The sequence below is a fragment of the Massilia sp. DJPM01 genome (assembly GCF_030348125.1).
In the GTDB taxonomy this organism is placed as follows: domain Bacteria; phylum Pseudomonadota; class Gammaproteobacteria; order Burkholderiales; family Burkholderiaceae_D; genus Telluria_A; species Telluria_A frigida.
In genome coordinates this window covers 85,336-99,580 of the sequence record NZ_JAQOZV010000023.1, presented here as the reverse complement: position 1 = coordinate 99,580, position 14,245 = coordinate 85,336, and the positions used below count along the sequence as shown (strand labels likewise).

The following is a 14,245-nucleotide window of genomic DNA, read 5'->3' as shown; positions in this document are numbered from 1 at the left end:
AAGGTCTCCATAGCGTGAAAGTACTACTGCATCATGAGCGTGCACTGTGCAGGCGTCTGCACTCTCCCTTTGCGCAACGGCGGGGCATTGCCTGGGACGTAAAAAAAGCCGCTGGAGGGCGGCTTCTTCATACTTCACAGGCTGTCATTTTGCTGTCATTCGGGTGCCTAAACAGCCCCAAATAACCCCAAAACAATGCCAGCATAAATTTCTAAGTCATTGATTCTAAAGTGTTTAGTGGTGGAGGCGGCGGGAATCGAACCCGCGTCCGCAAGCACTCTACAGACAGTTCTACATACTTAGCACTGCCATTTAATTTAACCAATACAACGCGGACGTGCACGCTGTGTACAAGCGAGTTACCTATTATTTAGTCCGGAACTAAGTAACCCAGTTCAAGACGAGTCCCTGTAAATGACTCTAGAGCTTTTAACGGCCCACCCCAGGGACGAGGTGTTCTAGAGCTAGCAGCAATTAAGCTGCGAGTGCGTACGAGTTATCGTTTGCAGTTAAGTTTTTCAGGTTGTATTTACGAGGTAGCCCGCCCTCGGTATGCCCTGCGCTGCTTTGCAACCCACGTCGAAACCAGGTCGCCCCCACAGAACCCCTATTGTACCTGAAAGCGCGACAGCATGACACCCGCCTCTGTACCGTGTCCGCACCACCCCGAACTGTCCAAAAATGAACACAAAAGGAAATCAAATTGCTGAAAAGCATCAAATTAGTTGCCACATGGAACTTTTCGGGCTATTCTCTTGGCTGTGACGATGACTCCGCAGTCAAGTCAAACCCTCTCACCCTCTCCAGGAGAACCAGCATCATGATGACCAAGACGACCTTCCGCCTTTGCGCAGCACTGATCGTAGCAGCCAGCGCCAACGTGGCATTCGCAGCTGACGTACCAGCGGTGTTCGACGCCAAAAGCTGCAAGGCCGACTATCCGAAAGCATCGTTGATGAATGAAGAGCAGGGCGTGGTCAGCATGGCTTTCCTGGTATCGGCCGAAGGCAAGGTTCTGGAAGCGAAACTGGACAAGACCAGCGGCTTCAAGAGCCTGGACAAAGCCGCGATGAGCGCCATCAGCGCCTGCAAATTCAAGCCGGGCAGCAAGGACGGCCGTCCTGACAGCACCTGGACCAAAGTGGAATACAACTGGACCCTCAGCTGATCAGTTGATCGATTACCGCAGGACCATGCGCCCGATCCGGGTGCATCGTCTCTCGTAGAATCAACAACGCCTGGCCGATGCTGATGAAGCAGGGCCAGGCGTTTTGTTTTAAGCGCTCGCGCCAGCACCGGCCCGCAAGGCGTGCCGGCCGGCTGCGCTTCAGGCCACCATCACCCCCGGCGCCATGCTCGCGCGTAGCAGTTCCAGCAAGTCGAGCGGGGTGTCGAGCAGGTAGTCGGCGCCCCATTGGGCCGGTTCGACCGCGCCGCAATAACCCCAGCCGCAGGCCACGGTGAGCATGCCGGCCGCGCGCCCGGCTTCGATGTCGCGCAAGTCATCTCCCACATACCAGCACTGTTCCGGCGCCATGCCGAGCCGGCGCGCGCCTTCGAGCAGCGGCAAGGGATGCGGCTTGGCGTGCGCGGTGCTGTCGCCCGAGACGATGCAGCCGGCGTGCGCCAGCCCGATCAGGGGAACCAGCGGATCGGTGAAGCGCGCCGGTTTGTTGGTGACGATGCCCCAGGCCATGCCAGCCTGGACGATGCCATCGAGCAGTTCCGGCACGCCGCCGAACAGGGTGCTGTGCGACGCCATGTCGGCCTGGTAATAATCGAACCAGCTCACCCGCAGCGCTTCGTAGCCGGCGTCGCCCGGCGCCAGGCCGAAGGCGGCGCCGATCATGCCGCGCGCACCGGCCGAAGCGGTCGGGCGCAGCAGGGCATAGGGCGTTGGCTCCAGGCCGCGGTCGGCGCGCAGGCGGTTGACCGCCGCCGCCAGGTCCGGCGCGGTGTCGGCCAGGGTGCCGTCGAGGTCGAACAGGATGGCCCGCGGGGCCGGCGTTGAGTGGGGTCGGGTCATGGCGGCTTGCTCGGCGGTTCGGGACGGCGCCTTACAGGGGGCGGCTGCAGGCCACCATGTAATTGACGCTGGTGTCGTTGTTGAGGGAGTAGATCTTGGTCAGCGGATTGTAGGTCATGCCCTTCAGTCCGTCCACCTGCAAGCCCGCTTCACGCGCGAATTGCGCCAGCTCGGCCGGCGTGATGAATTTGCCGTAGTCGTGGGTGCCCTTGGGCAGCATGCGCAGCAGGTATTCGGCGCCGACCACGGCGTACAGATACGCTTTGGGATGGCGGTTGATGGTCGAGAAAAAGACATGCCCGCCCGGCTTGACCAGGGTCGCTGCAGCCTTGACGATGGCGCCCGGATCGGGCACGTGCTCGAGCATTTCCATGCAGGTGACGAGGTCGTACTGGCCGGCTTCGCGCGCGGCCATGTCTTCGGCGGCGATCAACTCGTAGCGCACCTGCACGCCCGACTCCAGGCTGTGCAGGTCGGCCACCTTGAGCGCCTTGTCGGACAGGTCGATGCCGGTCGCATCGGCGCCTTTGCGCGCCATCGATTCGGTCAGGATGCCGCCGCCGCATCCGATATCGATCACTTTCTTGCCCGCCAGCGCGGCACGCGCGTTGATCCATTCAAGGCGCAGCGGGTTGATTTCGTGCAGGGGCTTGAACTCGGACGTCGGGTCCCACCAGCGGTGGGCAAGTTCGCTAAATTTCTGGATTTCGAGAGGGTCGGCATTCATACGCGGAATGATAGCGGGAATTCGGGGAATGCGACGGACGCAAGCATAAAAAAACCGCCCGGGGCCATCCCGCAGCGCTGAGCTCGCAACGGCGCAGGTCGATATTGCCGGTATAAATTCCGGGCGCCAGGGTTGGCGATATTTCAAGCCGCGGCGCGGCGCGTCAAGCTGGCCTGGTCTTGTCGCAGGCGAAAAAAAACACCCCTGCGCGAGGGGTGTTCAAGTGACGATGCGATCGTCGATCGCCGCCATGCCGGCCCGCCCGGCGCAGGCGCCGGGGCGGGTGAGCTGGCAGAGGCGCAGCTTACTTGGCGCGGGTGCCGACCACTTCGACTTCGACGCGGCGGTTCTTGGCGCGGCCTTCAGCGGACTTGTTGTCTGCTACTGGCTGCGATTCGCCCTTGCCTTCGGTGTAGATGCGGTTCGCTTCGATGCCTTTGGCTTGCAGGTAAGCCTTGACAGCTTCGGCGCGGCGGATCGACAGCTTCTGGTTGTACGCATCGGTACCGACCGAGTCGGTGTGACCGACGGCGATGATGACTTCCAGGTTGATGCCTTGCAGTTTCGAGCTCAGGTCGTCCAGCTTGCCTTTGCCTTCCGCTTTCAGGACAGCCTTGTCGAAATCGAACAGGGCGTCGGCGGAGAAACTCACTTTTTCCGACGTCACTGCCGGCGCTACCACGACTGCCGGCGGCGGCGTGACCACGCCCGGGGTTGGCGGCGGTGCTACCGGTGCTGGCGGCGTGACGCATTTGCCGTTTTCCAGTTTGGCTGGCTCAACGCACAGGGGCAGGTCGCAACCTGGGACCGCATCGGCCGGGGTCCAGTAGCCAGTGCGCCAGCACAGGCCGAAAGGATCGCGCGCGATCACGCCACGGGCATCCTGGACATAGGCGCTGTTTGGTTTCGGTGCCATGATGTCGGTGGTTACAGGAGCGAACGGTGGCGATTGCTGAGCCATTGCGCTGCCTGCAATCGCGGAGGCCGCGAGCATGAGCGAGACGAGTTTTTTCATAGTTTTTCTTCCTTTCGGGGGTGATATCCGCAGCTTTATAGCTGCGCAACTTTTCGAGCGTGGACAAGATAGTAACAGCTTGCCCCGGCCATTACCCGTGACAGTTCCGTGACGGCTTGTGAAACAGGCAATTAACTTCTGGATCATTTTGCCACATGCACTTAATTAGCACGAAGGCTGTTAAACCAAACACGCCGCAATGTGCTACATCATGTTGTATCCACGCAACATCGTGTCTCGCGCGACATGGCCGGGTTGACAAATGATGAACGTTTTTATGATTTCGATCACGCTACTCTGATGGCTGGCCATCGATCAATTGCGCAGCTGCTATACGGCGCATGCTAAAATCCCACGCTTGTCTGTCGCTAAGTGGACGCGCGCACCATCGTCGTGCACGCGTCGCTCTGGCAGCATCGAACCTGCAGCATTTGCGTACAGCTAATATAACCACAGCCTGAGATCAGTCCCGCCAATGGATCAATTCGCAAAAGAAACAATCCCTATTTCCCTCGAAGAAGAGATGCGCAAGAGCTACCTCGATTACGCGATGAGCGTGATCGTCGGGCGCGCCTTGCCGGATGTGCGCGACGGCTTGAAGCCGGTGCACCGCCGCGTCTTGTTCGCCATGCACGAAATGAACAACGTGTACAACCGCCCGTACGTGAAGTGCGCGCGCGTGGTCGGCGAAACGATGGGTAAGTACCACCCGCACGGCGACGCGTCGATCTACGACACGCTGGTGCGCATGGCCCAGGATTTCTCCTTGCGCTACACACTGGTCGATGGCCAGGGCAACTTCGGTTCGGTCGACGGCGACAGCGCCGCCGCCATGCGTTACACCGAGTGCCGCCTGGATAAAATCGCCGGCGAAATCCTGGCCGATATCGACAAGGACACGGTCGACTTCCAGCCCAACTACGATGGCAAGGAAAAAGAACCGACGGTGCTGCCGACCCGGATTCCCAACCTGCTGATCAACGGCTCGTCCGGCATCGCGGTCGGCATGGCCACCAACATCCCGCCGCACAATCTGACCGAAGTGGTCAACGCCGCGCTGCACGTACTGCGCAATCCCGACTGCACCATCGATGAGCTGATCGAGATCATTCCCGCGCCGGACTTCCCGACCGCCGGCATCATCTACGGCGTCTCGGGCGTGCGCGACGGCTACCGCACCGGCCGTGGCCGCGTGGTCATGCGCGCCAAGACCCACTTCGAGGAGTACGGCAAGGATGGCGGCCGCATCGCCATCATCGTCGACGAGCTGCCGTACCAGGTCAATAAAAAGTCGCTGTTGGAGCGCATCGCCGAGAACGTGCGCGACAAGAAGCTCGAAGGCATTTCCGACATCCGCGACGAGTCCGACAAGTCGGGCATGCGCGTGGTGATCGAGCTGAAACGCGGCGAAGTGCCGGAAGTGGTCCTCAACAATCTGTACAAGCAGACCCAGTTGCAGGATACCTTCGGCATGAACATGGTCGCGCTGGTCAACGGCCAGCCGAAACTGCTCAACCTCAAGCAGATGCTGCAGTGCTTCCTGTCGCACCGCCGCGAAGTGGTCACGCGCCGCACCGTGTTCGAACTGCGCAAGGCGCGCGAACGCGGCCACATGCTCGAAGGCCTGGCTGTCGCCCTGGCCAATATCGACGACTTCATCGCCATCATCAAGGCCGCGCCATCGCCACCGATCGCCAAGACCGAACTGATGGCACGCGCCTGGGATTCGTCCCTGGTGCGCGAAATGCTGCTGCGTACCGCCGAAGGCACTACCGTCGGCGGCATCGAAGCGTTCCGTCCCGAGCACCTGCCGAAGCACTACGGCATGCAGCCGGACGGCCTGTACAAGCTGTCCGACGAACAGGCGCAAGAGATCCTGCAAATGCGCCTGCAGCGCCTGACCGGCCTTGAGCAGGACAAGATCGTCAACGAGTACAAAGACATCATGGCGCACATCGCCGACCTGCTCGACATCCTGGCCAAGCCGGAACGCGTGACGGTCATCATCACCGACGAAATGACGCTGGTGATGAACGAGTACGGCGTCGGCAACAAGGACGTGCGCCGCTCGACCATCGAGCACAATGCCACCGACCTGGAAACCGAAGACCTGATCACGCCGCAGGACATGGTCGTGACCCTGTCGCACACCGGCTACATGAAGTCGCAGCCGATCTCCGAATACCGCGCCCAGAAGCGCGGCGGGCGCGGCAAGCAAGCCATGGCGACCAAGGAAGAAGACTGGATCGACCAGCTGTTCATCGCCAACACGCACGATTACATCCTGTGCTTCTCGAACCGCGGCCGCATGTACTGGCTGAAGGTATGGGAAGTGCCGCAAGGCTCGCGCAACTCGCGCGGCAAGCCGATCGTCAACATGTTCCCGCTGCAGGACAACGAGAAGATCACCGTGGTGCTGCCGCTGTCGGGCGTGAACCGCACCTTCCCGGAAGACCACTACGTGTTCATGGCGACCAGCCTGGGTACCGTGAAAAAGACGCCGCTGAAGGACTTCAGCAATCCACGCAAGGCCGGCATCATCGCGGTCGACCTGGACGACGGCGACTTCCTGATCGGCGCCGCGCTGACCGATGGCGAGCACGATGTGATGCTGTTCTCCGACTCCGGCAAGGCCGTGCGCTTCGACGAGAACGATGTGCGTCCGATGGGCCGTACCGCGCGCGGCGTGCGCGGCATGAACCTGGAAGAGGGCCAGAACGTGATCGCCCTGCTGGTTGCCGAAAACGAGCAGCAGTCGGTCCTGACGGCCACCGAGAACGGCTTCGGCAAGCGTACTCCGATCACCGAGTACACCCGCCACGGGCGCGGAACCAAGGGCATGATCGCGATCCAGACCAGCGAACGTAACGGCCGCGTGGTCGCCGCCACCCTGGTCGAGCCGAGCGACGAGATCATGCTGATCACCACCGGCGGCGTGCTGATTCGCACCCGCGTGTCGGAAATTCGCGAGATGGGCCGCGCCACGCAAGGCGTAACCCTGATCGCGGTCGAAGACGGCACCAAGCTGAGTGGCTTGCAGCGCATCGTCGAAACCGATCTCGAAGACGTCGACCTCGAAAACCCGCCGGAGTAAAAAAACGGCGCGGGGCCGGTCTTGTTTTTGCACTTCGTGCGAAAATGATACCGGCCTTTTTTTTTGACCCTCGTCCAGGCCAACCCACGGTTTCATTTGGAGAACCATGATGAAAAAACTGACCGCCATCATGTGCACCGCGCTGGCACTGCTTGCCGCGCCCGCATTTGCCGAGAAAGCGCCGATCGATCCTGCCGCCGACAAAGCGGTACGTTCGCTGCTCGATTCCATGAATTACCGCAAGCTGATCAAGGACAGCTTTGCCCAGATGCGCGGATCGATGCCGCAGATGATCCTCGGTAACGCCACTGCCATCATCAACGCCAATCCGCGCTTGACCCCTGCGCAAAAGAAAACCGCCATCGCCGCCGCCGAGAAAAAAGTGCCGGAAGTGGCCGCGCGCGTCCAGCGCGTGCTGGAAGATCCGGCCCTGGCCGAGGAGATGATTGAAGAAGTGGTGCCGCTGTACGCCAGCCGCTTCACGGTGGCCGAGATCGAGCAGATCGCCGCCTTCCACCGTAGCCCGGTGGGAGCCAAGATGCTGTCGGTGATGCCGCAGATCATGAACGAGTCGATACAGATCGGCCAGCGGGTCATCAACCCGCGTATGGGCAAGATCATGCAAGAAGCCGTCCCCGCCGCCAAATAGCCAACTTTTACGCAAGGAAGCCCGTGACCCAGATCTACAACTTCTCCGCCGGCCCCGCCGTCCTGCCCAAGGAAGTGCTGCAACAGGCAGCCGCCGACATGCTCGACTGGCACGGTAGCGGCATGTCGGTGATGGAAATGAGTCACCGCGGCCCCGAGTTCATCTCGATCTACGAAGCGGCCGTGCGCGACCTGCGTCTGCTGCTGAATGTGCCGGCCAACTACAAGATCCTGTTCCTGCAAGGCGGCGGCCTGGGCGAAAACGCCATCGTGCCGATGAACCTGGTCGGGCGCGTGCCTGCACCGGCCACCATCGACTTCGTGCACACCGGTTCCTGGTCCGGCAAATCGGTCAAGGAAGCGGCGCGCTACGCCAACGTCAACGTCGCCGCCAGCGGCGAAGCAGGGCGCTTCACCAGCGTGCCGCCGCAAAGCGAGTGGAAGCGCACGCCCGGCGCGGCCTACCTGCACATCTGCACCAACGAAACCATCGACGGCGTCGAATACAACTTCGTGCCCGAACTGGGCGACGACACCCCGATCGTGGCCGACATGTCCTCGCACATCCTCTCGCGCGTGATCGACGTGAGCAAATACGGCGTCATTTTCGGCGGCGCGCAAAAGAACATCGGCCCGGCCGGCCTGACGCTGGTCATTGTGCGCGAAGACCTGCTTGGGCACGCGCTGCCGATTTGCCCGTCCGCCTTCGACTGGAGCATCGTCGCCGCGCACGACTCGATGTACAACACGCCGCCGACCTACGGCATCTACATCGCCGGCCTCGTGTTCGCGCACCTGCTGCGCCAGGGCGGCGTGGCCGCCATGGAGCAGCGCAACATCGCCAAGGCCGAGCTGCTGTACGGTGCGCTCGATCTTGATGATTTTTACCAGAACCGCGTGGCGAAAGACTGCCGCTCGCGCATGAACGTACCGTTCTACCTGCGCGACGAAACACTGAACGACAAATTCCTGGCCGGTGCAAAAGCGCGCGGCCTGCTGCAGCTCAAGGGCCACAAGTCCGTGGGCGGTATGCGCGCATCGATCTACAACGCGATGCCGATCGAGGGCGTGCAAGCCCTGGTCGATTACCTGAACGAGTTCGCCGGCCGTACCTAACAGCGGGCCTTGTGCCCGAGCGAACACCCGATTCACCGCAAACCATGCCGCATCCATGACAGACAAACTCACACCATTGCGCGAACAGATCGATGCGATCGACGCCCAGATTCTCAGCCTTCTCAGCGCCCGCGCGCGCCTCGCGCAGGAAGTCGGCCACGTCAAGGCCGAAACCAGCGCCCCGGTATTTCGTCCCGAACGCGAAGCGCAAGTGCTGCGCGGCGTGGCCGAACGCAATCCCGGCCCGCTCAAGGCCGCCGAAGTGCAAACCATCTTCCGCGAGATCATGTCGGCCTGCCGCTCGCTCGAAAAGCGCGTCACCGTGGCCTACCTCGGGCCATCCGGCACCTTCACCGAGCAGGCCGCGTTCCAGCAGTTCGGCAGCGCCATCGAAGGGCTGCCCTGCATCTCGATCGACGAAGTGTTCCGCGCCACCGAAGCCGGCACCGCCGATTTCGGCGTGGTCCCGGTCGAAAACTCGTCCGAAGGGGCGGTCAACCGCACGCTCGACCTGATGCTCGGCACCACCACCATCATCAGCGGCGAGATTTCGATCCCCGTGCACCACAGCCTGATGACCAAGACCGGCAACATGGAAGGCGTGACGGTGGTGTGCGCCCACTCGCAGGCGCTGGCCCAGTGCCAGGTCTGGCTGAACCAGAACTACCCCGGCATCGAACGGCGCGCGGTGGTATCGAACGCCGAAGCGGCCGTCATGGCCAGCAAGGATCCGACGATGGCGGCGATTGCCAGCGAAATGGCGGGCGAACAGTACCGCCTTGGCGTGGTCAAGGGCCACATCCAGGACGACCCGCACAACCGTACCCGCTTTGCCGTCATTGGCCACTTGCAGACCAATCCCTCGGGCGCCGACCAGACCTCGCTGGTGCTGGCGGTGCCGAACAAGGCGGGCGCCGTCTACAACCTGCTGGCGCCGCTGGCCGTGAACGGCGTGTCGATGACGCGTTTCGAGTCGCGCCCGGCCCGCATCGGCACCTGGGAATACTACTTCTATGTCGACATCGAAGGCCACGTGCAAGACCCGGCGGTGGCCAAGGCGCTCGACGAACTGCGCGATAACGCCGCGTTTTTCAAGGTACTCGGGTCGTACCCGCTCAGTCTTTGATTTGCAACCTATAACAACTACCCAGAGATAAACCATGTCCCAGCAATTCGGTCCAGAATACGTCCGTGCCATCGCTCCCTACCAGGCGGGCAAACCGATCGCCGAAGTCGCGCGCGAGTTCGGCCTCGACGAAGCGAACATCGTCAAACTGGCGTCGAACGAAAATCCGTTCGGCGTGCCCCCATCGAGCCAGCAAGCCATGGCCGCCGCGCTGGCCGACCTGGGACGCTACCCGGACGCCAACGGCTTCGACCTGAAAGCCGCGCTGTCGAAGCGCTACGAGGTGCCGGCCGACTGGATCACCCTGGGCAACGGCAGCAACGACATCCTCGAAATCGCCGCCCACGCCTTCGTGCAAAAAGGCCAGGCCGTGGTGTACTCGCAGTATTCGTTCGCGGTGTACGCGCTGGCCACGCAAGGCGTGGGCGCGCGCGCCATCGTGGTGCCGGCCAGTGAGTATGGCCACGATCTCGACGCCATGGCCGCCGCGATTGATGCCGACACGCGCCTGGTCTTCATCGCTAACCCAAACAACCCGACCGGCACCTTCATCCCGGCCGCGCGGATCGAAGCGTTTTTGAACAAGATGCCGGCCAATGTGGTCGTGGTGCTGGACGAAGCCTACAACGAATTCCTGGCACCCGAGCACCAGTTCGAATCGGCCCAGTGGGCGCGCAAGTATCCTAATCTGCTGGTGTCGCGCACCTTTTCCAAGGCCTATGGCCTGGCCGGCCTGCGCGTCGGTTTCGCCATCGCCCAGCCGGCACTGACCGACCTGATGAACCGCATCCGCCAGCCGTTCAATGTGAACTCGCTGGCGCAGGCCGCGGCCATCGCCGCCCTCAACGACAAGCCCTTCCTGGAGCAGGGCGCCAAGAACAACGCCGCCGGCTACGCCCAGTTTGTCGAAGCGTTCGACGAACTGGGGCTGCAGTACGTGCCGTCGTTCGGTAACTTCGTGCTGGTCAAGGTCGGCGACGACGATGGCGCCGGCGCGCGCATCAACCTCGCGCTGCTCAAGCAAGGCGTGATCGTACGCCCGGTCGGCAACTACGGCCTGCCGCAATGGCTGCGTATCTCCATCGGCCTGCCGGCGGAAAACGCGATCTTCATCGCCGCCCTCAAGAAAGCGCTGGCCTGACGTGTTCAATAAAGTCGTCATCTTCGGCGTAGGGCTGATCGGCGGTTCGTTCGCGCGCGCGCTGCGCCATGCCGGCGTGGTGACCACGCTGGTGGGCGTTGGCCGCTCGCCGCAAGCGATGGCGCGCGCGCTCGAACTGGGTATCATCGACCAGGTGGCAGCTTCGGTGCAGGATGCGATGGCGGGCGCCGACCTGGTGCTGATCGCCGCGCCGGTGGCCCAGACCGCGGCGATCCTGGCGTCCTTGCTGCCGTACCTTGAACAGGGCACCGTCGTCACCGATGCCGGCAGCACCAAGTCCGACGTGGTGGCCGCCGCGCGCGCCGTGATGAAAGAGCGTGTGGGCCAGTTCGTGCCGGGGCACCCCATCGCCGGGCGCGAAACCAATGGCCCGGACGCCGCCATCGTCGACCTGTACCACGGCAAAAAGACCGTGCTCACACCGCTGCCCGAGAATGCGGCCGGCGATATCGACCGCGTGGCCGCCGCCTGGAGCGCGTGCGGCGCCATCATCCACCGCCTCACGCCGCAGGAACACGACACCGTGTTCGCCTCGGTCAGCCACCTGCCGCATTTGCTGGCTTACGCGCTGGTCGACGACATCGCGCGCAAGCCGCATGCCGGCTTGTTGTTCCAGTACGCCGCCAGTGGCTTCAGGGACTTCACGCGCATCGCCGGCTCCTCGCCGGAGATGTGGCGCGACATCAGCCTGGCCAACCAGTCGGCCCTGCTGGGCGAGTTGGACGCATATCTGGCACAATTAACAGGATTGCGCGCGATGCTCGCCAATGGCGACGGCGCTGCCATCGAAGCGGTCTACGCCAACGCCCAGCGCGCGCGCTGCCGCTGGATCGAAGCGATCGAAACGGCCGAAGCGCCGCCGGCGCAGGACAGCAGCCCGGAATAAACCCAGCCTTTCAAGGAACCCCAGCATGACCCAGCAGAAGCAGTACCCGCACCATATCGATCTCAAGCCCGTCATGCACGTCGAGGGCGTGGTGCGGCTGCCGGGGTCCAAGAGCATCTCCAACCGCACCTTGCTGCTGGCCGCGCTGGCCGAAGGCACCACCACCATCGTCGGCCTGCTGGCGTCGGACGACACCCTGGTCATGCTGGGCGCACTGCGCTCGCTGGGCCTGGCATGGGAGCAGGTCGACGAGCATACGCACATCGTGCATGGCGGTGGCGGCGCCTTGCCGGTGCACGAAGCCGATCTGTTCATGGGCAATGCCGGCACCGCGATCCGGCCGCTGACGGCGGCGCTGGCGGTCATTGGCGGCGACTACACGCTGCATGGCGTCACCCGCATGCACGAGCGCCCGATCGGCGACCTGGTCGACGCCTTGAACGCGATTGGCGCCCAGATCGAGTACACCGGCGTGGAAGGTTTTCCACCGCTGCGCATCCGGCGCGGGCATATCCACGCGCAGCGCCTGTCGGTGCGCGGGAACGTCTCCAGCCAATTCCTGACGGCGCTGCTGATGGCCGCGCCGCTGATGGCGCGCGAGCAGCCGGTGACGATCGACGTCGTTGGTGAACTGATCTCCAAGCCGTATATCGAAATTACCCTGAACCTGATGCGGCGTTTCGGCGTGACGGTGGAGCAGGATGGCTGGCAATCGTTCACGGTGCAGCCGGGGCAGCGCTATGCCAGTCCGGGCACGATCCACGTCGAAGGCGACGCCTCGTCGGCCTCGTATTTTTTGGCGGCCGGCGCGATCGGCGGCGGTCCGATCCGGGTTGAAGGCGTAGGGCGCGACAGCATTCAGGGCGACGTACGCTTTGCCGAAGCGCTGGAACAGATGGGGGCGACGATCACGCGCGGCGACAACTGGATCGAAGCGCGCTCGAACGGCGTGCTGAAAGCCATCGACGCCGACTTCAATCACATTCCCGACGCCGCCATGACGATTGCCGTGGCCGCGCTGTACGCTGAGGGCACCACCACCTTGCGCAACATCGCCAGCTGGCGGGTGAAAGAGACGGACCGCCTGGCCGCGATGGCGACCGAATTGCGCAAGCTGGGGGCGATAGTGGAGGAGGGGCCGGACTACATCTCGGTCACGCCGCCGGTTGGCGAGCTGAGCGCCGCGACGATCGACACCTATGACGACCACCGGATGGCGATGTGTTTCTCGCTGGCGAGCCTGGACGGCAAAGCGCGGCGCGGCAACACGATGCGCATCAACGATCCGAAATGCGTCGCCAAGACCTTCCCCGATTACTTCGACGCCTTCGCCGGCATCGCCCACGAGAACCTGATTTAAGCCGACATCGTTGCAAAAGCTGGGGCCAGACCCTGGTTACTCCTATAACCAGGCGCAGACCTCCTACAACCGGGGTCTGACCTCTGATTAGAAATTAATTGCGTCACAGCGATAGAAGCTGTTGCCGCTAAACTAAGATCCGTCTCGTCCGCGCACGCAGACGCCCAAGCACGGTCGGGCGTCGTTGCAAAACACGCGCTGGCGAGCCGGTATCTGTCCATGGTTTTGCAACTAATTTCTAATCAGAGGTCAGACCCCGGTTCTAGGGTTCAATGTTTCTAATCAGAGGTCAGACCCCGGTTCTAGGGTTTTGGTCCCGGTTGTAGGGTTTTTGCCAGATTGCCGTTTTTGTACGTTTTATCGTGATTTCACCAGGACACCGTCCCATGCCACATTCGAACATCCCCGTCATCGCCATCGATGGCCCCACCGCGTCCGGCAAGGGCACCGTCGCGCACAAGGTGGCCGATCGCCTCGGCTTTCATTACCTCGATTCGGGTGCCCTGTACCGCCTCACCGCCTTGATGGCCTTGCGCCGCGCTACGGACATTACTGACGAGCACGCCCTCGCCAAGCTGGCCGAACACCTCCCCGCCAGCTTCAGCGGCGGCGAAATCTTGCTGGCCAACGAAAATGTCACCCAACTCATTCGCGCGGAAGAGGTTGGCAACATGGCATCGAAGATCGCCGCGCTGCCCGCCGTGCGCCAGGCCTTGTTCGCACTCCAGCTCGGCTTTCGCCGCGCGCCTGGCCTGGTCGCCGATGGCCGCGACATGGGTACGGTAATCTTTCCGCACGCGCAACTGAAAGTCTTCTTGACAGCCAGCACAGAGGCGCGCGCGCAACGCCGATATAAGCAATTGATTGACAAGGGGTTTTCTGCTAATATAGAAGACCTCCTGTCCGATTTGAAGGCGCGCGACGACCGTGATACTTACCGGGCCATCGCGCCATTGATGCCGGCAGAAGGGGCGCACCTGCTCGATACTTCCAATATGACCGCTGACGAAGCGGTCGAGGAAGTGCTGAAATGGTATGCGCACGCTAAGCAGTCGTAGTCTGAAGTAGCAATGGGTGCTTGCAGT

Annotated in this window: 12 protein-coding genes and 1 other RNA gene; 9 read left to right on the top strand and 4 right to left on the bottom strand. The window is 62.4% G+C overall.

All coding sequences use genetic code 11. The features are described 5' to 3' along the window. Positions 1-238: 238 nt before the first annotated feature. Positions 239-598, bottom strand: a transfer-messenger RNA (tmRNA) gene (gene ssrA, locus PO883_RS16595). Positions 599-823: 225 nt separating this feature from the next. Between ssrA and PO883_RS16590 the strand changes: the two genes are divergently transcribed. Then, entirely contained in the window at positions 824-1,168 is a 345-nt protein-coding gene (locus PO883_RS16590; RefSeq protein WP_126077019.1) for an energy transducer TonB, read from the top strand. A gap of 159 nt (positions 1,169-1,327) precedes the next feature. Here the strand turns inward: PO883_RS16590 and PO883_RS16585 are convergent, their stop codons facing one another. The 3 genes from PO883_RS16585 to ompA all read right to left on the bottom strand — a co-directional run bounded on the left by PO883_RS16585 (position 1,328) and on the right by ompA (position 3,768). Beyond that, positions 1,328-2,026 (bottom strand): HAD family hydrolase, encoded by a 699-nt coding sequence (locus PO883_RS16585; protein ID WP_289310753.1) that lies wholly within the window; start codon positions 2,024-2,026, stop codon positions 1,328-1,330. A gap of 31 nt (positions 2,027-2,057) precedes the next feature. Next, complete coding sequence (gene ubiG / locus PO883_RS16580) at positions 2,058-2,753, bottom strand: bifunctional 2-polyprenyl-6-hydroxyphenol methylase/3-demethylubiquinol 3-O-methyltransferase UbiG (protein WP_289310752.1); 696 nt, start codon at positions 2,751-2,753, stop codon at positions 2,058-2,060. A gap of 304 nt (positions 2,754-3,057) precedes the next feature. Then, a complete protein-coding gene (ompA, locus tag PO883_RS16575; protein ID WP_289310751.1) occupies positions 3,058-3,768 on the bottom strand; it encodes an outer membrane protein OmpA in 711 nt (236 codons plus the stop codon). A 475-nt stretch (positions 3,769-4,243) separates the two neighbouring features. Here ompA and gyrA point away from each other — a divergent pair, with 475 nt between their 5' ends. The 8 genes from gyrA (at position 4,244) to cmk (ending at position 14,218) form a co-directional block, all read left to right on the top strand. After that, positions 4,244-6,862, top strand: coding sequence for a DNA gyrase subunit A (gyrA, locus tag PO883_RS16570; RefSeq protein ID WP_167085284.1), 2,619 nt, complete (start codon positions 4,244-4,246; stop codon positions 6,860-6,862). A gap of 106 nt (positions 6,863-6,968) precedes the next feature. Next, positions 6,969-7,511 (top strand): DUF2059 domain-containing protein, encoded by a 543-nt coding sequence (locus PO883_RS16565; protein WP_289310750.1) that lies wholly within the window; start codon positions 6,969-6,971, stop codon positions 7,509-7,511. 23 nt (positions 7,512-7,534) lie between these two features. Next, on the top strand, positions 7,535-8,626 hold the full coding sequence (serC, locus tag PO883_RS16560; RefSeq protein WP_289310749.1) for a 3-phosphoserine/phosphohydroxythreonine transaminase: 1,092 nt from the start codon (positions 7,535-7,537) through the stop codon (positions 8,624-8,626). A gap of 55 nt (positions 8,627-8,681) precedes the next feature. Next, positions 8,682-9,752: a prephenate dehydratase gene (pheA, locus tag PO883_RS16555; protein ID WP_289310748.1), complete on the top strand. Its 1,071-nt coding sequence runs from the start codon at positions 8,682-8,684 to the stop codon at positions 9,750-9,752. Positions 9,753-9,786: 34 nt separating this feature from the next. Then, positions 9,787-10,893, top strand: a complete 1,107-nt coding sequence (hisC, locus tag PO883_RS16550; protein WP_289310747.1) for a histidinol-phosphate transaminase — start codon at positions 9,787-9,789, stop codon at positions 10,891-10,893. 1 nt (position 10,894) lies between these two features. Then, complete coding sequence (locus PO883_RS16545) at positions 10,895-11,800, top strand: prephenate dehydrogenase/arogenate dehydrogenase family protein (RefSeq protein WP_289310746.1); 906 nt, start codon at positions 10,895-10,897, stop codon at positions 11,798-11,800. A 25-nt stretch (positions 11,801-11,825) separates the two neighbouring features. Continuing rightward, positions 11,826-13,160, top strand: coding sequence for a 3-phosphoshikimate 1-carboxyvinyltransferase (gene aroA / locus PO883_RS16540; RefSeq protein ID WP_289310745.1), 1,335 nt, complete (start codon positions 11,826-11,828; stop codon positions 13,158-13,160). A 386-nt stretch (positions 13,161-13,546) separates the two neighbouring features. Further along, positions 13,547-14,218, top strand: a complete 672-nt coding sequence (gene cmk, locus PO883_RS16535) for a (d)CMP kinase (protein WP_289310744.1) — start codon at positions 13,547-13,549, stop codon at positions 14,216-14,218. Positions 14,219-14,245: the final 27 nt, after the last annotated feature.